This window comes from Brevundimonas sp. (genome assembly GCF_013912065.1).
GTDB lineage: Bacteria > Pseudomonadota > Alphaproteobacteria > Caulobacterales > Caulobacteraceae > Brevundimonas.
In genome coordinates this window covers 100,882-121,930 of the sequence record NZ_JACESA010000002.1, presented here as the reverse complement: position 1 = coordinate 121,930, position 21,049 = coordinate 100,882, and the positions used below count along the sequence as shown (strand labels likewise).

The 21,049-nt window shown below is 61.8% G+C and carries 13 protein-coding genes; 2 read left to right on the top strand and 11 right to left on the bottom strand.

Going from position 1 to position 21,049, the window contains the following annotated elements; translation table 11 throughout:
* On the bottom strand, positions 1–1,206 hold the full coding sequence (locus H2037_RS02435) for a DUF932 domain-containing protein (RefSeq protein ID WP_292117286.1): 1,206 nt from the start codon (positions 1,204–1,206) through the stop codon (positions 1–3).
* A gap of 262 nt (positions 1,207–1,468) precedes the next feature.
* Here H2037_RS02435 and H2037_RS02430 point away from each other — a divergent pair, with 262 nt between their 5' ends.
* The gene (locus tag H2037_RS02430; protein ID WP_292117284.1) at positions 1,469–2,002 is read left to right on the top strand and encodes a hypothetical protein; all 534 of its coding nucleotides are present in this window, start codon (positions 1,469–1,471) and stop codon (positions 2,000–2,002) included.
* 4 nt (positions 2,003–2,006) lie between these two features.
* Positions 2,007–2,756, top strand: a complete 750-nt coding sequence (locus H2037_RS02425; RefSeq protein ID WP_292117282.1) for a hypothetical protein — start codon at positions 2,007–2,009, stop codon at positions 2,754–2,756.
* Positions 2,757–2,815: 59 nt separating this feature from the next.
* Here the strand turns inward: H2037_RS02425 and drmC are convergent, their stop codons facing one another.
* From drmC to H2037_RS02375, 10 genes are read right to left on the bottom strand one after another with little or no spacing between them, the layout of a single operon-like run.
* Positions 2,816–3,577, bottom strand: coding sequence for a DISARM system phospholipase D-like protein DrmC (gene drmC, locus H2037_RS02420; protein WP_292117278.1), 762 nt, complete (start codon positions 3,575–3,577; stop codon positions 2,816–2,818).
* Positions 3,577–5,418 (bottom strand): DUF1998 domain-containing protein, encoded by a 1,842-nt coding sequence (locus H2037_RS02415; protein ID WP_292117275.1) that lies wholly within the window; start codon positions 5,416–5,418, stop codon positions 3,577–3,579. The genes drmC and H2037_RS02415 overlap by 1 nt, the downstream gene beginning before the upstream one ends.
* Positions 5,415–9,395 (bottom strand): DISARM system helicase DrmA, encoded by a 3,981-nt coding sequence (gene drmA, locus H2037_RS02410; protein WP_292117272.1) that lies wholly within the window; start codon positions 9,393–9,395, stop codon positions 5,415–5,417. Before drmA ends, H2037_RS02415 begins: the two co-directional genes overlap by 4 nt.
* 21 nt (positions 9,396–9,416) lie before the next feature.
* Positions 9,417–10,412, bottom strand: a complete 996-nt coding sequence (locus H2037_RS02405) for an O-methyltransferase (protein WP_292117269.1) — start codon at positions 10,410–10,412, stop codon at positions 9,417–9,419.
* Between the two features lie 3 nt (positions 10,413–10,415).
* Positions 10,416–11,831, bottom strand: coding sequence for an ATP-binding protein (locus H2037_RS02400; protein ID WP_292117267.1), 1,416 nt, complete (start codon positions 11,829–11,831; stop codon positions 10,416–10,418).
* A gap of 10 nt (positions 11,832–11,841) precedes the next feature.
* Positions 11,842–15,942 carry a type IIL restriction-modification enzyme MmeI gene (locus H2037_RS02395; RefSeq protein WP_292117265.1) on the bottom strand — a complete coding sequence of 1,367 codons (4,101 nt, stop codon included), beginning with the start codon at positions 15,940–15,942 and terminating at the stop codon, positions 11,842–11,844.
* Entirely contained in the window at positions 15,939–19,061 is a 3,123-nt protein-coding gene (drmD, locus tag H2037_RS02390) for a DISARM system SNF2-like helicase DrmD (RefSeq protein WP_292117262.1), read from the bottom strand. The genes H2037_RS02395 and drmD overlap by 4 nt, the downstream gene beginning before the upstream one ends.
* Positions 19,058–19,483: a very short patch repair endonuclease gene (locus H2037_RS02385; RefSeq protein WP_292117259.1), complete on the bottom strand. Its 426-nt coding sequence runs from the start codon at positions 19,481–19,483 to the stop codon at positions 19,058–19,060. The genes drmD and H2037_RS02385 overlap by 4 nt, the downstream gene beginning before the upstream one ends.
* Positions 19,455–20,564, bottom strand: coding sequence for a DNA cytosine methyltransferase (locus H2037_RS02380; RefSeq protein ID WP_292117256.1), 1,110 nt, complete (start codon positions 20,562–20,564; stop codon positions 19,455–19,457). The genes H2037_RS02385 and H2037_RS02380 overlap by 29 nt, the downstream gene beginning before the upstream one ends.
* Complete coding sequence (locus H2037_RS02375; RefSeq protein WP_292117254.1) at positions 20,561–20,803, bottom strand: helix-turn-helix domain-containing protein; 243 nt, start codon at positions 20,801–20,803, stop codon at positions 20,561–20,563. Before H2037_RS02375 ends, H2037_RS02380 begins: the two co-directional genes overlap by 4 nt.
* Positions 20,804–21,049 lie beyond the last annotated feature (246 nt).

Here is a 21,049-nt window from a genome sequence, read left to right as displayed (position 1 = left end):
TCAGGCTGCGCGGTCGAGCAGCTTCTTGGCCTTGCCCTCCAGTTCGAGCCGAGCATCCTGGTTGGTCTTTTCGCGGGCGACCGCGGTGATGCCCGCCACAAAGTCGAAAATGGACTCGGGCGGCCGACCTTCCTCCGCCAGGACGGTCTCGATGATCTTGCCGGTCTCGGCCTTCGAGAAACCACGCTTGCGCAGGAATTCCGTGCGATCCTCGTCCGTCCTGGCGACGATGCGCTCCCGCGCGGCCCTTATGCCGTTGATGAAGGGCATCGGCGACGAATTGGCGAAATTCAGCAGCGCCGGGGCGGCTTCGTGGGCGAACCGGGACGCGGCGTATTTGCTGTGGCGGATAGTGATTTCTTCGAAATCTTCCACGCCCCACAAATTCCGATTCTGGCAGACCGCGCGCAGATAGAAGCTCGCCATGCCGAGCGTCTTCGCGCCGACTTCGGAGTTCCAGCAATAAAAGCCGCGGAAATAGAGATCGGGCGAGCCGTCCGGGAGCCGGCCGGCCTCGATGGGGTTGAGATCGTCGACCAAGAAGAGGAACACGTCGCGGTCGGACGCATAGAGCGTGGTCGTGTCCTTGGTGATGTCGACGCGCGGATTGTAGACGCCGGCCGACCAGTCCAGCACGCCGGGCACTTTCCAGCGCGTATCGCCCGTGCCATTGCCGGCGATCCGCTGCACCGCCTCGACCAGTTCGTGATCGTAGATGCGCCCGTAGTCCGGGCCGGTCACGGCGCGCAGATCGACACGGCCCCCCGATCGAGCATCATCGGTTTCCAGGGTCTTGATCTGCTCGGCCCGGTGCGAGGTCAGGCCGTATTGCAAGTTGATGCCCGCCAACGCGGCGGGAAGCTGGCGCAGATAGGCGGCTGGCGCGCCGACCTGGCTGGCGAGCTGGCCGAAGCTCCAATGCGTAGGCGCGACCGGCGTGTCCGATCCCGGCAGGATCAGCGACAAGCGCTCAGGATCAGCGCGGCTCGCCTCGACATGGATCAGCGCGGTCTCGACCACGCGGGTCCGGCTGCGCTCCGTCCGGGCGCGAACAGAATGGGCCAGCTCGGAGAGGGACAGGTAACGCTCGTCGGCCGGGCGAGAAAACCATTCGGACGACACGCGCCCGACACGCTCGCCGCGGCTGACATCGACCTTGTAGCCGCCACTCATGTCGCGGCGGGCATCGAGAACCTGCATGTTCATGGGATCAAACTCCATGACGGGCGCCGAGAGCCTCTCTCTCGACACTCAACCCGTCACGGATCTCCGATCCCCACTCTCACTCTAAGGGGGCGTTGCGGGGTCTCCCCGCAGAAGGGGGAGGCCGAGACTTTGGCTCGGTCGTAGGGGAAGACTTTCCCCGCCTACGCTTTCAGATGAGGAGTTCGCATGCTTCCAATCAGCGGATCGTTGACTTTCAATTGGCCGATACGGATGCTTCCGATGGTCCGAGCTTAGGAAAATCATGACACGAACGGCGCGCCAAGTACTTGCCGACTGTGAAATCGCTTTGGAAATGCTCGAAGCGGAGCAAGACTTGGTGCGGTGGCGTGTGCACTGGGCCGGGGCGCTCGCGTTGCTTCGTGCCGTCGGTCACGTGCTGCACAAGGTGGATGGCGCGGATCCCAAGGTACGTCGCCAGGTCGATGTCGCCTATGATCGATGGAAGTCGCAGAAGACGGAGAATGCGGTCTTCTGGGAATTCATAGAGCAGGAACGAAACAATATTCTGAAGGAGTATCGATTCAATCTGCATCCGCTCGATCATGTCGACGTCGCCGTGATGATGACGGCCCAGCATCCCGACACGGGCGAAATCTTGAAGATTCCGCAGATCGTTCCGATTGGAGAAAACATCTATCGGCCAATCCTCGACGGATATAGCGAAGGAGACGACGCGCGAGATGTCTATCGTGAGGCCCTGAATTGGTGGAGCACAGAACTCACCGCGATCGAATACGAACTTTCAAAATCATCTGATTCAAATACGAGAGCTTGATCGTATGAATTTCCGCTTCCACAGCCTTCTTCTCGTAAAGGAAAAACTTCTGGAGGCCGAATACTTCATGCGGCGGTTGTCGCGTAATCGCGGGCATGCGCTCGGTTTTGAACTGAATGCCTTCCTGTCCGCCGCCCGCTCGGTGACTTTCCTGATTCAGAAAGAGATGTCGAAAGTACCTAGCTTCGCTGATTGGTGGGACACCCGTCGAGCGGAGATGCGCGAGGATCGGGCTATGAGGTTTTTCCTCGACCTGCGCAACTTCTCTCAAAAGGAGGGGCGTGTCGCGATTCTCGGTCAAGGATCGACGGCTCGGCGCTGGACGCATTGGTTCGCCAGCGGCACCATCATCGTCCCGGAATGCTTACGCGAAGTAGAGGTCAGCGATGCGTGTCGGATGCACCTAGCAAAGTTGGCTGGCCTGACGCTTCAAGTCGCGGATGCTTTTCCTGCCTGGTCCTGTCCACACCGCGCGCTGACTCCCGAGGGCGTCAGAACGCTATCGCTTGATCTGGATGAGCTCGATTGTGCGCTGGGATACCCACGCGGCTTTTCGAACATCGAGGGGTACGCGCCAGAAAACAGATTGCGAAAGCTCCGGCGGCACTTCGACGGCGTTGATTTCGATGAAATTCGACGTCTCGCGAGATTGCGTCCGCGGCGCCGCTCGAATGGAGAGCCCGACGGCTTCTTCCGAGCTTTTCACGACAATCTTCGGGCAAGAATGCATCCGCCTGGCAGCGATGATGTTTGACTTCCAGCAGACGCAGTCGAAAGGCAAGAGGGCCTTCGGATACACTGATCGTGTTCACATCAGACCTGACGAATGACCTTTGTCTCGATGAGCGCACGGAGATGCGCCTGCAAGCGGGACGGGATATGGCCGCCAGTGACCAAGATTCCGGCCTCCATGTTCTTTTCGAGGGCGTGGCCGGTGAGGTTTGCGCTCGTCAGAAATGCAGTGCGGTCATCAGCTACCGCCACTTTGGCGTGAACACGACCATCGGTGAATGGAAGCGGCCGGTCCGTCCAAGCATATAGAAGAGCAGAAGGAACGCAGCTTCTCATCGTCGCCACCGGATCGACGAGCAAGCTGCCGCCGTGGGCCGATGACGCCTCGACGAGAATTCGAGTTTCGACACCACGGTCGATCGCTGCATTGATCGCCGTAATGACCGATGGCACATCATAAGCGACGAAACTGACGATGAAGAGTTCGGACTTCGCGTGCTGGATCAAATCCAGGAGCACCTGTTCGGTGCGCCGCGTGGCCACAAAAGGCGTCGTAGGTCCGGTCCAAACCAGTTCGACGTTACTATCGCGTTGTGCTTGCAAGCGGGTGTGAGTAGCGCCGACCAAGATACCCGCAACTACATCGCCTGGCAGTTCGGATTGCTCCCAAGCCGTGATGAACGAATCCAACGCGGCGCGGGCAGTCGGCGTGCCAACTATCAGATGAAGGCTCCTATCTCGTTCTTTCGGCCCAGTTCCCCGGAGACGAGCGGCGATTGCTTCGACCTTCGAAGGCGACAACAGCGTCACGAGTTCCGAAACCGCACTCAATAGCGGCCCCATCAGGAACTCCGAAAAAACGCTGCGAGGGGATTCTCTAATGTCGGAATCACCAACGCACGGTCCAAATGCCGATTTCCCCGTTCGCAAGATGTTTCCGACACGAAGGAGCAAGCGTGGCAAGCCGCTCCATGCAGCGATTGATCCTTACTGGGGTCATGTTCGGAGCATAGGGGATCGGAGGCGCAGACGTGTGCTCGATCCAGCGCTTGGCGAAGCAGGCGCCCAAGATTCTCGGGTTTGCCCAATTCGACAAGCCCACCGAGCGTTCCATCGGAATCGGCGGCGGCTGTATAGATAAGGAAGCCAGCCTGATCCTTCGCTCCGTCGACTTCCGCATATATCCGTTCCCGGATACTGGCAGCGTTGTACCCACATTCGAGGGCCAACTCTCTGATCAGCAAATGCGCTAGGGTATGGAGCATGACATAGCGCGCTCCGGGATAGCCGTCCCGCGGGTCGAGATTCCGCTTTTGACGCCATCCGCGATGACCCACACGCAAGCGCGCATCGACCTCTTTGACCGCATCCTTGTCGGCCCACGCTTTCAGAGCGTCGGCATCGAACCGGATGAAGATACCTTCACCGTGGACCTGTGTTGCCGGCACCCAATCGGGAGCCGACCTGCCCAATGGAGCGCGAGGCGCCGCGTCGTCACCTGATCCTTCGTCCGGGGATTCGACGCGGGTGAAGCCGAGCAAGGCATTTACCTCGCGCAGCCGCTCCAGGAGGAGAACGCGCGTAATCGCCGCTTCGAAACCTTTGGGAATCCCGACCTTTTTACTCATGAAATGCGGGTAGTCGGTTGGCGGATCATCGGCCGTCAGAACTTGCCATTCCGGTTCCTTGAGGTCGCTCTGGCCGATGTCCGCGCCTCCGTTCCGGTGGGCTTCGATGGCGGCCCAAATCTGCTCGCTGGTGAACTGCTCGATGCCTGGAAGCTGCGCCGCTTTCTTCAGCGTCTTAACCACGAACCCGACCTCGTCGGCCGAGGAAACGTCCTCGAAGAAGGTCCAGCCATCGCCGATGAGTTGCGCCAAAGGACTGCCCGTTTGAGGAATGGCGAGGACCGACAATGTGACCGGGAACCAGCCATTGGTCGCGCCAAGCAGAATCGCCCGCGGATCTTCGGGGCAGTCATCATCGAAACGATCGATGTGGGGATGCCTTCCGCGACATGCGGGCAGGTTATCTCTGCCGGCCTGGCCGAAGGCTTGGGCCATGTTCTTCGACGCACCGCACGCATCGCATTTGACCCAGAGATTCTCGGTTTGCAGCGATGCGCCGCTTTCGAAGAACCGCAGCGTTCCGCGGCAATCGGATGGGCCACCGTGAACGAACCAATGCCACGAGAAATCGTCTAGGTGTCCTGCACGGCAGGCCATCAGAAAACGAGCCGGCACGGCATCGGCGTCTCGGGCTTTTTGATCGTTGCTCGATCCGCGACATCCCTCATGGACGAAGCGCGTCAATTCCGGCCGGTAGCGGTTTTCTTTCAGCTTGAACAAGCCGGCGTCGAACGGTGACAGCAGGCCGCATTTCACACAGCGCAGCCATCGGGGGAATGGCTTCACCGGAACCCCGATCAGCGCCGCGGGCGAGAACGGATCGACGACATCGCGGTCGCCGAGTGGCGGCATACGCAGCGATTCCACTTGGGGGCCGAGAACGCTTCGGACGTTCGCCAGCAGCCGGGCCTCCTGAATGGGCTGGCATCGGTCCCTTTCCCAACGGTCGATCCCCATGGTGACGACCGAGAGATTGGGCAGGTCGATCAGAGCGCCGGGGCCGTAAGTCCACAAAAGTTGACTCGGACGGATTTCACCTACGGGCGTCTTGCTCATGCGTCACCCCCATCGGCTGGAGCGACACGGGCTCGCCAAGTCGGATCATTCGTCGAGCGCATGTCTTCCATCACCAGCCTCACGCCGGGTTCGACCTCTCGCATCGACATCGGAACGGTCCAATCCGTCCAGGACTTCACGCCCGGAGTTTCCAGCAGGGGATAGGCCGTCGGGCCTGCCCCATATTTCTGATAGACGAGCGTGCGGCCACCGACGCCAGCCTCTTTGGCCCAATCATCGGCGCGATGCTTCAGTTCTTGTTCGGTTAGCGCCTTCTTCGCCGAATCCTCCGTGACCTCCCACGTTCGCTCGGACACGACGCCGATCGTCGTCGTCATTTCCGGCCGGCTCGGGCTGTTCATCGCGCCGGCGCCCGTATTCGGCGCGAAGGGATCGTAGCCATTCCGCATGATCGACAGCATCGTGCCCGTGAGACCGCGATCCAACGCCCGTGGAGAGAATGGCGTCACGGATTGAGCTTCGACGTGCTGATAGAAGGTCGCGTGGTAGTGCTCGAACGTCTCGTAATGGGAGAGGTCGCGCGGGCGTGCCCAGGTGAGCACAGTGGCGACCAGACCCGGCGGTGAGCGCCCGACGCGGCTGGTCGCCTGGATATACTCCGCCGTTCCTTTCGGCTGGCCATTGACGACCATCACGCCGAGGCGGTTCACGTCCACGCCGACCGATAGCATGTTGGTGGCCAGAACGACGTCGATCGGACGTGGGTCGCCCGGAGCCCGGTTCTCGACCCATTCACCCGTCTTGGGATCGAGCGTCCCATTGAACGGTATTTCGAGCTGATCGAGATAGCGCGGGATGTCGTGGCTGGAGACGCGGGAGGTGAGTTCCCGGACGTCATCGACGCGACGTTGCGACAAGCCCGGACGATCGACCAAGCTCATATTCACACGGAAGGAGCGCGTCTGCACGTCGTCCTCGGCGAGACGCTTCATCCCGCCCAACTCGCGCAGCGAATTAAAATAGCCGACGAGCGTCATGTAGGGATCGGCAACCGGGCCGAAGCGATCGAAGAGGGCTTGTGCGGCGGTGAGGAAGGCCGTGTAGGTTCGGATCAGAACGGCGGGCCTAGAACTGCCAGGCGCGCAGATGCCCATGTAGCGGCGTCCGGGCTTCTCACCGATGGGGCGCTGAACAGAAAAGAAATTGTCCTCGACGTCGAGGCCGGTGGGCGGAAAGACCGAGATGCGCCGCATGAATACATTGCGGACCTGATCTTCGGCACGCCGAACGGTAGCAGTCGAAGCCACGACCTTCGGCCGGACCTTCGTGCCGCCGAGAAGCCAGGAACTCAGCTCGTCGACGGCGCTCTCATAGAGGCCGACCATGGTGCCGAGCGGCCCGCTGATGAGGTGAAACTCGTCCTGGATGATGAGATCGGGAGGTCGGACGGCGGCGCGCACCGGCTTCACCCTCGCGGCGGGATGAGCACCGCGCGCGCGATGCCCGGTGCCGCAGTCGTGCCCCGGCCAGAGCAAGCCGTGACGCTCGCATTCTTCATCGACCCGGCCGAAAAGGGTTCGCACCTCCGGCCGCCAGGCCATCATGGCGAACTTGTCGACTGTGGCGATCATCATCGTCGGCGGGCGATGATAGATTTCCTGATCGACCACCTTCACGGGTAAGCCGGGATGCGAGCGGCCGCTGGAACCAGCGCGCGAAAATTCGCAAGTGCCGAGTTTGTCACCGCAATGGATGAGGGTTCGGCCAGCTATACGGTCGACCTCGATGTCGCGGCCCGCCGAGATTTCGGAGCCGCACCAGGGGCAGCTCGTCAATTGGGCCGGTGAAGCGATGCCGGACCTGTTTCGGTCGCCATTCCGCAATGCCTCGATCGCTTGGTGGGCATCTTCGGTTCGGCCCGGAGTCACTCGATTGCCGACCCACAGCCCCAGTGAGAAGGGCTCCTTGCCCCAGAGCTTCTCGTCCACGTGACGGATTACTTCCATCGCACACAGGAGGGCTGCAGCGCGCTGGAACTGTTGCAGAGTCAGCAGGCGCAGCGTGTATCGCATGATCACGGCCAGGCCGCGAGAAGCATCGAGGCCGCCGAGATCGTCCTTCAATCGGCGCATCGCCATGGCGAAGGCCGCCACACCCAGATAGGCTTCGGTCTTGCCGCCGCCCGTCGGGAACCAGAGGAGATCGGCGAAGGCTTCCGCAGGCTTCGTCCGATCGGGATGCGCTGGATCGGTGAGGGACGGCACCGACAGCAGGAGGAAGGCCAACTGGAATGGGCGCCAGGACCGATTTCTCGGGATGTCGAGCTGCGCGACGTCGGCCGTCTCGCCGCGCCTGCGTTTGAGGGCATAGAGGCTTCGTACACGCTGGAGCGCCATCGATTTGTTGGCGAAGCGGAACGCCGATAGCGCCGAACCGTCGGAAAAAAGCGTGTTCATGCCCTCACGCAGGCGGCGCAAGGTCTCTTCGCAGCGGGCGATCACGTCCTGTCCCGGATCGTCGAAGCCGGTGATCTCGGCTTTCAGCCGCGTCCTCTGTTCCCCGATCCAGACGGCATAGTCATCGACCAGGCACGACAGCGCCTCACGCAATCGTTGCGGTTCCATCTCCGCGAGGCGGCCCATGTCGAGCCATCCTTCATCGACCATCCGGCGCATGGCCGGGCGGTCCTCAGGGTCGAGGCCCGGCGTTTCGGTGACGGCGACCTCGTAGCGCGGGATGATTTCCGTGCGGAGGTGCGAAGCCTTCGCGGAGTCGCCCGGCGTCGTGTCGGCATGGACGGAGACACCATGGCCCACGGCGAACTCCAGCCGATTCCGATAGATCAGGGCCAGGCGATCGCGTTCCGGGTCATCGACGATGACTTCGTTGGAAGGACGCCGTCTGAAGATCGACGGATCTGGGGCGCCTTCCGGCGCGGCCACCGAGATTTCCGGCTGGAACAACCAGGCGCGATCCTTGTTGTCGTCGGGCTCCAGTTGGCCGTTCACGAGGAACAGGGTGACGAGGCGCTCCCCATGGGCGTTCGTTCGGATCGTCCCTTGAAGCCGGACCTCGGGCTGGTCACGATCCGGCGTCGCCGGCCGTATCGGCCCGTCTTTCAGAGGCAGGGGAACCACTCCACCGCACGGGATTCGCCGCCACACCTTGACCTTGGTTTCCTCCTCCCGGCCCGTCCCGCGGTTCTTGCGGGTCTTGACCACATCGTGCTCGTCGCTCGGGACGCGCTCGTAGCGTCCCCACCGAACCTCGGCTGCCAATGACTCCACGCCCGACGCGACGCAGAACGTGAGCCCCATGCTCGACGGCACGAGCGACTGATTGTTCGTGGTGTCGATTTCGTCGAGGGCGTCGTCCTCTGGCTCGACGCGACCGGAGACGCTCGCGAACTCGGCGCCGGGTTCGTGGATGGGCGCTGCCCGCTCGTCCTCGATGTCGCGGATTTCATCTGCGCCGGCCGCCGGCTCGACGACTACGGCATCGGTGTCGCTTGGCCGTCGCGGCGCGAGCTTGCCGACCAGGTAGCGGTCGCGGACGCTCATGTCCTTGATATGCTCGTGCGGCCCGCCAGCGGGGCCGAGAAGGTCGTCGCGGACGGCTATTTCGAGCAGATCGCGGACATAGGCGACGTTCTGGATGAGCGGAATATCGGCTATCGAAATGCCGTCCAGAGCGAAAATGCTTGTCAGGTCTTCCGGCCGGAGCCGCGCGATTGGAGCGGCCGGCAACGTCAACCCAAGGTCAGACGTCGTGCCTGACGTGCGGAACGTATAAACACGGTCGAAATAGATCGTGGTGGTATCGAGATCGCCGCGGATGCGCAAAATCCGACCGGCCCGCTTGAGCGTGCCATCGGCTTCAGTCGCGACCATCCAGTGCCCTTCATCGACTGCCGAAAAGGCCGAACGCTCGCCGTTCAATCGAGCTATGCTCGGGCCGAGCCAGATCGGCTCCTTGGCAAGCCAGCTTTGCAAGTCTGGATCAGCAATCAAAGTCATGCGTCGCCCTCGAAAGAATCTCTACAGCTCGACGCGAGAGAAGTGTGGATAGATGCGGTAGAATTTTTTGAAGATTGCGATGGGGTCTTCGCCCATGTCGGATTTGGGTAGGTCGAAAGCCATCTTCGCTCGAACATCGTCGTTCGACTCCATCGTCAATCGCTCCAGCGTCGAAAGCGCGGGCAGGTCGAGACGGTGCGGTGCATCCGGTGTCGAATAGAATTCCCACCCCTTCACGAGCGGTTCGAGGGCCGCGTCACTGGCGGCGCACACCACGAGCGCCGCCGTCACCATGGCCTGTCCATCGGCGTAATGTGTGCCCAGCGCCCAAACGACACGCCGATCGCGAAAGCTCAGCGCTTCCTTTTCGACCGCCAGCTTCAGCGCACGGAGAAGACTCGGACCGTAGGTCTTGAAGCTCATCCCCTCGGCGGTCATCCCGCTCGGGAAAAGCGCACCAAGGCGTTCCTTGAAGCGGGCGAGCCTCCATTCCTGGATCGTCGGCTTTGCTGCCCGATCGCCGGACGCCTCACCGTCGATTTCGACTGAAAGCTCGCTGGGATCGGGTTTGCCGAGTGAGGCCGGATTCGCGTTGAGCGTCACCCGAAGCACGCTCCCGAGAGGAACCGTGCCGATCGTCCGCGCGAAGCGTTCGATCTGCGTGGTGATGCCTTTCGGCTCCGTGTAGTCGAACCACACGATCGCGGGCACCTCGAAGTCGTGCCCGTCCAGGTAATCTTCGAGCGTCTTGTGGACGCATTCGATCGATCCGACCGGGCGATTGAAGAGTTGGCGCTTGTGGACCTCCCCTTCGGTCTCGACGCACGTCATCCGTTCGAGGCCGAGCCGAGCATGCACCAATCTGAAATCTTCGAGAAAGGGGCCGCCGAGACCGACATAGTGGTATTTATCCAGCGACAATGCCGGAGCCAGCCGCATCAGCAGCGAGAGGAACAATTCCCGGTCGACGGCCTTGTTGGGCCTCAGCCGGTAGGGAAGCGAAGATCCGGCGCTCATGTCTCAGCCGTCCTGCTTCTTGGCCTTGGCGAGCGTTAGCTCGAAGCATTTCTCGCCCACGATTCCCGGCTTTTCGTCATCGACGTCGAACAGCATCTTGGAGACGAGCCGCAGTTCTTCCACCGGCCGCGAGAACACGACTTTCCTCGACGACGGTGTTTTGCCCGGCGGCTCGGGCAGAACCTTTACCTTTTGCGGATTGAATTCGATCTGGGTGTCGCTTTTTTTGACGTTACTACGCTGGGCAACCGCCGCGACCGCTTTTGCCAAAGACAATGGCTTCGCATCTTCCCAGTAGTTTGACTGATCGGCGCGTGGATGGTTCTTCCACTGGTTCGTATAAGAAATCCAGATCCGCATGCCCTCCTTCATCTTCACCAACGACTCGAGCCAGACGTTCGATGAAGTGTCGAGCGCGCGCTTCGTCGTCGTGACCGGCAGTTTGTCCGCGCGCTTGGAGCGGAACTCGATGATGCCGGTGATGATGGCGAACTGCGGGTGGTACAGCGGAATGCCGTCGCCCCAGCCGGTGAGGCGGCTCTTGTCGCCGACGATTACCGCGCGATCGTTGCAGAGGACCGTCCAGCCGGCGGTCGCGGACGAGCGATCACGCTCAAAACCCGAGTCGTCCTCATCGTCATTGCCGAGACTACGCCCGCTGTTCAAACCGACCGTGATTGAGACCAGAACGTCGTCAATGGTTTTCTGAAAAACGAACGGCGCCGGCCCGTCGTCACGCTCCGAAACGAGCACTTCGACGAAAACCGGCTGCACTGGTTTGCCATTAAGATCGACTTTGAGGCCCCACTGGAGGAACATCGTAAAATGTTCGGCGATGGCCGTGCGGACTTCGTTCTCGAATGCCTCGTTAGCGAAGTGCCTGGAGACACCCTCGTATAATTCGTCCACGCGGATCACGGTGCCGGGCTCGGCGAGCTTCTCTCCCGCTTCCGTCGGCTCGTTGATCGGCAATGGGTCCCATCCTTTCGCCTCGAGCCAAGCAGAGGTGATTGGCACCTCGAACGTGTCATCGCCGTAGCGGGTGCGCACCAGCGCTTCGCGGCCCATCTTGAAGATCGCGCGCTTCATACCGACGCCATACATGCCAATAGTTTCGGAGTCGGAGTCGCGGTCGTCGTCCGGCTCGCGACCCATCTTGAAGGCATAGTTCTTCGCGACATCGCGCGGGATGCCGCCGCAATTGTCTTCGATTGAGAAGTGATCGGCGGCGAGTTCGATCTTCACGAAATGCTGCGCGTAATCGACGTTGCCGCCGTCCGCGAGCCGAAGCGCGCCATCAAGGCAATTGTCGAGAAGGTCAAGGATCGCGTCGGCGAGGTTGATGTCGCGCGTCAGCATCGACACGAAGAACCGTTTGGTTGGGCTGGCCTCTGCCTGGTCGCTCGTGGGTTTCGTCATCGGCGTGGCCTCAGTATGTTATAGGTTCAGAGTGAGAGGCGCTGGCAGAAGTCTCATCTGCTCTGGCATCTTCGAAAAGCAATCCAGCGTCTAAAGATGCTCCACGTCTGCCCCTCCCGGATTTTGGGCGTTCTTTACCAGCAGCGGAAACTGGCGCCGTCGCTTCATAGAGTTGGCGATTCAGCTCAATGAGCTTGGCAAGCACGAGATCGCGCGTTTGCTCATCCAGGCCATGATGGCTGGAGCTTGCATCTCCATCAGCAGTATCGTCTTGAAAGCCATGAGCGAGGTCGAGATCGCTCCAGCCGTAGGCATCCGCTACTCCGGCGTCGATGCGTTCGAGAAGACCGCGCATCGCGAGGATTTCGGCGTCGCGCGAAGCGGATGAATGGACGGCGTTCATCGCGTCCGTCATTCCAGCCGAGTTTCGACGACTCCATGAAACGAGAGTGTCCTGAAAATCCCTGGCTGCGGCGATGGCATCCTCAGGCACATGCCCTGTTGGGAATGGGAACGTCGCAAGCGCTTCACTGACGGAGAGTGTCAGCGTGTTGTTGTCCCCTCCGAGGCTGCGAACAGAATAATTACGCAGCCAAATTTGAAACATAGAACTCAAGCATATTGGGTGGACGTTTTCGTTGGCCTCTTCCACGAGCACGATTTTATTCGTGTATATCCACTCCGTTGGTGCCTGAACGCAGATTGGATATTTTGCGGCCTTCGCAAACGCGATGAATTGATGGCGGGCGCGAAGCTGACGCATTTGCGCAGCGCGATGGTTCCAGAACTGCCACCACCGATCGACGAGGCCCTTGTAACTCTTGAGGTCTTTCGCGGTTCGTGTGGGCAATACGATTTCGATGAGAAACCGATAGGCGATCGGCCACTCGCTCTCGATCGTTTCCAGCGGCAGATCGGCGATGTCGAGAGCCCAGCGCTCAACGCGAGTGAGTGAAGTGCTCGTGATGTCGTTGCCGGTAATGTAGGGCCGTAACAGAGAGCCGCTTTCAGAGCGAAGGCGCTCGAACCATGGATGTTCCTCGGTCAGGACGAGCGCCAACCCTTTGCCGTTATGGACCCCCTCGAACGCGAACAGGGTATCGGGAAGCGCCTTCGGCTCCCATCCCCCTCCGATTTCGGGCTGGAGGCGGGGGCTGATTTTGCCACATGCAATGCCGTCGCAGTTCCGAAGCCCGGCCCATCCTGCCTTCCGAAAACACACGATGGCGATCACGGTGGAGGCCGCCCCCGGCCACGGCATACCCTTACGGGAGAAGTAGAAGTCTCCTTCGGCGGCTATCCGTTCCAACCCAACGGAAACAGCGCTGCCCTCGGCGATGTTGTTCGCCGCCAATAATCCATAGGTTCCGCCATGTCGCAGAAGCGTGGCCGCCCGACGATGGAAGACGACCGAGAGGTCGATCTTTCCGGGCGCCACCTCCAAGATCATCTGCACGACACGCTGGTAGGCAGCTCCGTAGGTTCCCTTCCACAATCTATTGCCAAGGAACGGCGGATTCCCGACGAAGGCGTCGAAACCACCATCGGCGCGGAGGAAAACCTCGGGAAATTCCAGCGGCCAGTGAAAAGGACGTCCACGCTGTTCGGCAACAAAGTCACTCATGAGGTCGGACTGAGCCTGCGCCGCAAGAGTCCGGCAGGCGTCGGCCCCACCATCTGAAGCTCGGTCGGCCGCCGTGGAGAGGGCAGCGAGACGCTTTTCCAAGTCCCCGCCATTTCCCGTCGCGGTCACGAGGCCGATGAAGGCGTCCGCGATCAGCTCCGACGTCGCAAGCGTTGCACTCGATTGAGCGTCGAGCGCTGCCATCGCCTCGACATCGCCGATGTCGCGGATGGGGATCGAGCGAAGCTGGCTGCGGAGCGCGAGCGCCTTGTCGACGGCCGATCGGATCGTCCGGCCGAAAAGGCGAAGCTGCGCCTTGCCCTTCGGCTTCATATCCAGCTCGATGAGCTGGCCGAGATCATGGATGCCGAGCAGGCTGTCGCCGCTCCGCAGGTTGTGATCGAGGAAACCGAAGGGGCGTCCCTTGGCGAGGGTGGTCAGCCACAACGACAGCTTGGCGAGTTCGACCGCGAGCGGGTTCTTGTCGACGCCGTAGAGACAGCGCTCGGCGATCAGCCGACGCGCCAGGACCGCCCGCTCTTCGGTGTCGCGCGACAGAGGCTCGAACCCGGCCGTGTCATCGGCGGCGCGGATGTGGCCTTCTTCGTCGATCCGGCCGCCCGCAGCTTCCATGTCGGACCAGGCTTCGATCAGCCGGTCGGCGAGCCAGCGGCAAGCCTGCACGAGGAAGGCGCCCGATCCCATCGCGGGATCGCAGACCTTGAGGTCGAGGAGTTCGTCGGCGCTCTTGAGCTTCCAATCCTCGCGTGCCGCGCCTTCGGCCGGGCCGCGATAGACGATCGGGATCAGCGTCTCCTCGACGATCTTCTCGGTCAGGCTCTTGGGCGTGTAGTGCGTCCCGCTCTCGCGCCGGTCGGCGCCGAGGACGACGACGAAAGCGCCGGCGTGATGGACCAGAGGGTATCCCCACGGGTCCGTCCGTAGGAGTTCGGCATAGGGCAGGATGCGGTCACGCAAGGCCACGTCACCGCGGCAGACGGTGAGCAGCCGCGCCGCCACGCGCTCGTCCGCCTCCCGACCGAGCGCGTGGCGAATGGCTGGCTCGGAACGCTCGCTGCGCTCCTTCAGGAGATCGACGATCCTGGCGGCGCCGTCGAGGCGCGCCGATTCGATCTCGCCGAGCGCCACGCGCGCACTCTTGGCCTTGGCCGATCCTTCGAGTTCGAGCGTCACGTCATCGACGCGCTGGACCGTGCGTTCGAGGAGGCCTTCATAGACGTGACCGATCTGTTCCACGTCGAGCGCGCGATAGGACAGCGTGCGCCCCTCAAAGGTCTGGATCGCCTCCAGCAGGAGCAGGACCGTCCGGTCGTCGATCGGCAGGGGCTCGGCGAGATCGCTCCGCCAGTTCGTGCCCTTCTTGCGTCCTTCGAGGAAAGGGTAACGATCCGGGTCGAAGAGCGAGCCGCCCATCGCCGGCAATCGCAGTAGCGGATGATCAATGCCGCCATAGACGCCACGGAACAGCGCTAGCAGCCGCGACCATGCCGAGCGGCGGCGTTCGAGTATCTCCTCGGTGTCGGCGCGCAACTGCGTACGCAGGCTGGAGAGCGCATAGAAGGCGTCGTATCGGGGATCGCCGAGAAGGAGCAGACCGCGTTCTTCCGCCGCCAGCAGGAAGACGAGCCGCATCATGACCGTGAGCCCGGCCTCGTAGAGTTCCTTCGGATCGACGTCGTGCAACAGATCCCGGTTGCGGTCCTGGTCGGCGCGGTCGAGGGATTGGACCAGCACTTCCACCGCGCGACGAACCTGTTCGCCGAGCGCGTCGGTCACGTCGTCCTGATGCTTCAGCGACCGCTCGAACAGCGCCGGTAGCCTTTCGGTTTCCGGGCCGAAGAAGCGACGGACTCCGAGCAGGCTGACGAAGGCGCGGAGCGTTTCGGGCTCCTGGCCCCAGAGGCGGGCATACCAACTGGCGAAGCTCGCGACAGAGCCGGCCGGCGCATGAACGAGCATCCAGCGTTCGCCATTGGTCACGAGACCGACCGGGCACCCGACGGCGCGAAGCAGCGCCACCATACGGTCGCCCACTGTCGTAGCCAGCCCGTCGTAGTTCCGGGTGGCGTCGAGATTGGTGTCGGGATCAAAGAGCTGGACGAGCAAGAGCGGGGCGTCGCCCTGGGTCGGATTGACGATCGCCAGGTCCGGAGCGATCGTGACGCCATGCTCGGGCATCGACGCCTTCAGCCGCTCCGGCAAAATCGCCGCCCGGCGCAAAACCTGCTCGTCCACCTCCAAGGCGCTCTGGAGAACCTCGGCGATCCATGCCGAATGGATCGCCGACAGATCGGCATCGTCCGCATCGACGGCATCACGCCATTCGTCATAGGCTGCGCGCAGCCGCTGCGGGCGGCCGGAGGTCAGGGCTTCCAATCCCTGGGGAAGCACCTCCCGCAACACGGGAACCGCGAGGAACGGTCCCGACACCTCAATGAGGTTGAGCCAATCGTGGTTGGTGCTCATCTAGGCTGCCCCTTCGTCAATGACTCGGGCACGAGCAGGATGACCGCGACGGGAAAGGTGTGACCCCGAACATTGGAGTATCTGTTCTCGATGGCGCGCACCTCCTGCTCCCGTTCCAGCGGAATACGGGCGAGACGCGCTTCGAGAGCCGCGTGATCGCGTCGTAGCTGGGCACGCTCGTCCTCGGAGAAGAGCGAGAGCTGCTGAGGCTCACGGTCAGCGACGAGTTCGGCCCGCAGGGCCTTGTCGAGATCGTCGAGCACCTGTCGAATGTCGTCGCTCTCACGTTCCTTACGGGCGTCGATCGAATTGGACAGGAAGCGCAGGCGGTCCTTGGAGCGCGCGTCGACCGATCCCAATATGGAGTCTCGCTGCTTCTCGAAACGGGTCCGTAGCGCTGCGAAGGTCGTATCTGGCAACACGGCGGGGGCGGAATCCTGGAGCCATCTACGCACTTCCGTCACGCGGTCTTCGCGGCGGAAGCCAGCGTCACGCAGATAACCGCCGGCCTCTGTGAGTTCCTCGTGCAGGCGGTGGTGGCTGCCGCCCGTGATCACCAATCGAGAAACCACGATGACGGCGGGGCCTTCGAGCTGGCTGTCGGGCAAAGAACGGGCGGAGACGCGGTGGATTTTCTTCACGTCGTCTCGAGCCCAGATTTCGGCCCGTAGCAGGCGCAGGCTCATCTGGACGAGGGGGTGGTTGAGATGCACCAGGACGACGTCATCGCGCCCCTTCGCCACGTCATGGTCGAAAGTGATGGGGCGGACCTTCTTCGTGTACGGGTGCTCCAGACCCTCCAGGCATCGCGTCCATGAACCGGACAGCGCAGGCATGATGAAAACGGTGCCGTCTGGAGCGCCGGGCAGAGAAGTGGCCCCGAGGTCTGGTTTGTCCGAAAGGCGCAGCGCCGCCCTCACTGCCCTCTCGATGTGATCGGGGGTGAGATTTTGCTCGCGCTTAGTCTCGGCGAGGCGTTCGTGCAGCTTCGCGACTCTTTCTCGAAGATCCCGCTCTGCTCTGACGAAGCGGCGCGATTTCTCCATACGGGCTTCGGCCAGCCGAGTATCCAGATCGCGCCGACGCCCCTCGATTAAGTCCGGGAGCTGAGGGGCGATGACTGGGTTGACGCTCCCCATGTCGGCCCGCATGGCGTCGAGCTTCCGAAGCGCACGCAGGATATCCTGTCCGTGATCGCCTTCGTCATCGACGGGATGCCAGATGACCACCTCGCTGGAGCGCTGGCCGTGGCGATCGACGCGCCCGTTTCGCTGCTCCATTACGTTGGGATTGTACGGAATCTCTAGGTGGATCATCAGGTGGCAGTGGTTCTGGAGGTCGATACCTTCGGATGCCGCGTCGGTCGCCAGTAAGATTCTGACCGGCGATTCCGAAGGGCTGGCCTGGAACGCCGCCTTCACAACCTCGCGTTCGTCGTGATCCATGCCGCCATAGATCAACGCCAGCCGGTCGCCGCCGAAACCGTGCGCCACGAGTGTCTCTTGCATCCACTGCTGCGTCGTCCGGTATTCGGTGAACAGGATGACCCGTTCATTCGTCCATTCGCCACCATCCTGGAGGTGCTTGGTGAGCCACTCCAATATCGCGCGAGCCTTGGAATCCGCCCTGCGTGACGCTTGCTGAGCCCAAGAGCGCAGGCGCTCCAGCATCCGCCATTCTTGCTCGGTGGGCGGCCGGATGTGTTTGCCGGCTTCGCTGAGCGCGTCGTATTCCGCCGCCTCGCGCAATGCGTCGTCGGCATAGTCTTCTTCGGCCCTCGAAATGGCGCGGCGAAGGATGCGATCATCCAGCTTGCGCCGGGTCTGATCGGCTGACGAACGGCCTTCGATCGTCGCTATGTGCTTTTCCAGCGTCGCCGCGAATGCCGCGGGCGACGACGCGAGGCGCTTGCGCAGCAATTGATGGACAAAGCGGTCGACGGCTCGTGCGCCGCCCTCGCCATTCTCTCGTGACGATATGTAATCGCCGAGATGATGCCGGATCTGCCTCTCGTCATCTTCATACTTGATGTGGAGACCTTCGAGACGCCGCGCCGGATAGAGCCGCTTACCGTTCGCATCCACCAGATCGCTTTTCAGCCGCCGCACCATGACCCGAGCGCGCTGTGGCTCACTCGGCAGGACGTTTCTGGCGAAGCGTTGGTCATCGAGCAGTTCGAGCAGAGCGGTGAACGACTCGGTGTAGCCGTCATGGGGCGTGGCGGTGAGAAACAGCTTGTGCTGGAAGTGCGGCGCAAGCAGTCGCACCAGCCTGGTCCGGAGGCTCTCGACAGCGTAGTGTCCGACCGCGGGCGCGATGTTGTGCGCTTCGTCGATGACGAGGAGATCGAATCTTCGAGGATGGGTGACGGTGGGCGGCAGCGCGTCCCGAAACAGGCGCAGCCCTTCGCCCTGTTTCGCCCAATCCATTGAGGTGATGAGGAGGGGAAACGAGGTCCATGGATTGGCGTGCAAGCCACGTTCACGGCGCAGGCGCTTGACGAACTCGGTATCGACGATGCGGAAGTCGAGACCGAATTTCTCCTGCATCTCCCTACGCCACTTCTCCTGAAGGGACGCTGGACACAGCACCAACGCAGTGCGCGCACGATGACGCAGGAGCATTTCCTGGATCACCAGGCCGGCTTCGATCGTTTTTCCGAGGCCGACGTCATCCGCGATGAGCAGGCTGGTGCGGGCCATGTCGATGGCTCGAACCAATGGATCGAGCTGAAAATCTTCGATGCTGACGCCACTGCGGAAAGGGGCCTGGAGATAGGCCCTATCGGCGTTTGTGGCGGCACCCCATCGGACGGCATCGAGGAACGCCTGTAGGGAGGCCGGATCATCCAGGCCGGTGATGCGCGGCAGACCAGCCCGCTCAATGACGTGAGCGCCGGGCTCCAACTCCCAAAGGACTTCGATTTCCTCTCCGAGGGCGTCTTCGTCGATCGACGTCAATCGGATGAGGTGGCGCTTGGAAAGGCCGGGCGCCGTCGATCCACCATCGACCTCCGACACGATCCATTGCCGTCGGCGCGCTTCGACCAACTGACCGGGCTCTGGAATCGTGTGATGGGCAATCTGAGCCGCCGCGCTGCTCGCTTCTCTGACGATCATTGAAGCCCGCTCCCGCTCCGAACGACATTTTCGATGCGTTCGGCTGCTTCGTCGGCGCGCTCATGCGCCCATACGCGGATGACACGCCAACCCGAGGCACTGAGGCGTCGGTCGGTATCCGCGTCTCGGGCGCGATTTGCTTCGATTTTCTCACGCCAAAATTGCGCGTTGCTTTTCGGCCAGGAGGCGTGCTCCGGGCAACCATGCCAGAAGCAACCATCGACGAAGACGGCGACTCTGGTGCGGGGAAACACGATGTCCGCGACGCGCCGTGGCTTGCTTAGCAGGGGAACGTGCAGACGATAGCGTAGCCCTCTGGCATGCAACTCCTTGCGCAGCGAGAGTTCAGCGTCGGTGCCCTTCTGCCGCACTCGAGCCATGCGAAGGCTCGCCTCATGCGACGAGGGACTTACGCGCGACATCCGCGGTGCCTCCCTTCTTCGCCTGATCCTTCTTCGCCTGATCCGTCTGCGCTCCGACGCTAAGATGCGTTACGATGCTTTGGCCGATTGCCTCGCCGAGAGCGACGGGGACCGCGTTGCCGATCATCCGGCCCAACACTTTAAAATGGGTCGGGCCATCATCCGCCACGAAGGCGTATTTCTTCGGGAAGCCTTGGAGGATCGCCCCCTCGCGCAGGGAGATCGCTCGGTCCTGCTCGGGATGGCCGAAGCGGCCGTTGCCGAAACCATAGAATTGCGTGGTGATCGTCGGAGAGGGATCTTCCCAGCTCATGCGTCCATAAACGCCCGGATAGGTGCGGCCGGTTTCTCGCCGGTGGCATTCAGCAACCAGGCGCTCGGGCCAATCACGCCAAGTCCCGCCGGGGCGGGAAGCGCGAATACGCTCCAGGTTCAAATCCGAAAGTTTAGACGACACATGGAAGGCATCGTCGTCGTGGACGCTTCCCGCCCCTATGGCGGGAAGCTTTCCGATCGCGTCCTTTACCGTGCGCGGCTTCTTATGGGTCGGCGAGATCAGCTCAATTGGGCCGATCAGGCTCGCCAGGATGACCATACGCCGTCTGGTCTGAGGCAGCCCATATTGGGTGCAATCCACGACGTTCTTCCAGACTTTATAGCCCAGCCGCTGGAGGGCGGCGACGAAGTCGTCGAAGACGGCATGTTTCTCGACCAGGGGCACGTTCTCCATGGTCACGATGTCCGGGCGGACGGATTTGACGAGGCGCGCGAACTGATACAGCAGGGGCCAGCGCGGACTGGTGAGGGTGTCGTAGCGCTGGGAATAGGTCGAGAACGGTTGGCATGGAGCGCAGCCCGCCAGAATCCGTATCTTCGCATCGCCATACAGCTTGTTCAGATCCGACGGCTTTACGTTCTTAATGTCCTTTGTGAGGAAGCGCGCGCCATTGTTGGCCTCGAATGGGTAGCGGCACGCCGTATCGACATCAATGCCCGCGACGACCGGGACACCCGCTCGAATCAGGCCGTGGGTCAAGCCGCCTGCGCCACAAAACAGGTCAATACACGCTACCTCGCTCATTTCTTCCCCCTCGCAGCGCGCTTTCCCGGTCCCCGCACGTCATTCACACCATGTTCACTGCCCTCATCGGAGGCTTTTCCAGCTCTCACCCATGAATCAACTTCGTCCGACTTAAATTTCCAAAGTCTTCCAACTTTGTGTGCAGGCATTTCTCTTTTTGTTATCCAGCCATAGATCGTGTCTTTACTCACTCCCAGATAGCTGGCGATTTCCTCAACTGACATCCAGCGATCAGACATGAACCGCACTTTCCCTGGCTGCAGTGGTTAGTCGAACTATTCCACCCAAGCGTAGCTTAGTAAAGCGGGTTTAACCTGATCTAGTCCGATTTGGGCCGATGTTTTCCAATTTCGCGGGGAAACGATGCATTCTGGGCGCATGCGGCTAGAGAGCCATGCCAAGCTGCACCCGAATCCTGAGGTAGCTTGGCAATGGCATTCACACGCTGGCCGCTATCGAGCGTCAGTGGGGACCCGGCGGCGGCG

Bases quoted from the DNA above. Each gene is read 5' to 3' on its own strand.
- H2037_RS02435 (WP_292117286.1), bottom strand. From the start codon at position 1,206: ATGAACATGCAGGTTCTCGATGCCCGCCGCGACATGAGTGGCGGCTAC.
- H2037_RS02430 (WP_292117284.1), top strand. From the start codon at position 1,469: ATGACACGAACGGCGCGCCAAGTACTTGCCGACTGTGAAATCGCTTTG.
- H2037_RS02425 (WP_292117282.1), top strand. From the start codon at position 2,007: ATGAATTTCCGCTTCCACAGCCTTCTTCTCGTAAAGGAAAAACTTCTG.
- drmC (WP_292117278.1), bottom strand. From the start codon at position 3,577: ATGGGGCCGCTATTGAGTGCGGTTTCGGAACTCGTGACGCTGTTGTCG.
- H2037_RS02415 (WP_292117275.1), bottom strand. From the start codon at position 5,418: ATGAGCAAGACGCCCGTAGGTGAAATCCGTCCGAGTCAACTTTTGTGG.
- drmA (WP_292117272.1), bottom strand. From the start codon at position 9,395: ATGACTTTGATTGCTGATCCAGACTTGCAAAGCTGGCTTGCCAAGGAG.
- H2037_RS02405 (WP_292117269.1), bottom strand. From the start codon at position 10,412: ATGAGCGCCGGATCTTCGCTTCCCTACCGGCTGAGGCCCAACAAGGCC.
- H2037_RS02400 (WP_292117267.1), bottom strand. From the start codon at position 11,831: ATGACGAAACCCACGAGCGACCAGGCAGAGGCCAGCCCAACCAAACGG.
- H2037_RS02395 (WP_292117265.1), bottom strand. From the start codon at position 15,942: ATGAGCACCAACCACGATTGGCTCAACCTCATTGAGGTGTCGGGACCG.
- drmD (WP_292117262.1), bottom strand. From the start codon at position 19,061: ATGATCGTCAGAGAAGCGAGCAGCGCGGCGGCTCAGATTGCCCATCAC.
- H2037_RS02385 (WP_292117259.1), bottom strand. From the start codon at position 19,483: ATGTCGCGCGTAAGTCCCTCGTCGCATGAGGCGAGCCTTCGCATGGCT.
- H2037_RS02380 (WP_292117256.1), bottom strand. From the start codon at position 20,564: ATGAGCGAGGTAGCGTGTATTGACCTGTTTTGTGGCGCAGGCGGCTTG.
- H2037_RS02375 (WP_292117254.1), bottom strand. From the start codon at position 20,803: ATGTCTGATCGCTGGATGTCAGTTGAGGAAATCGCCAGCTATCTGGGA.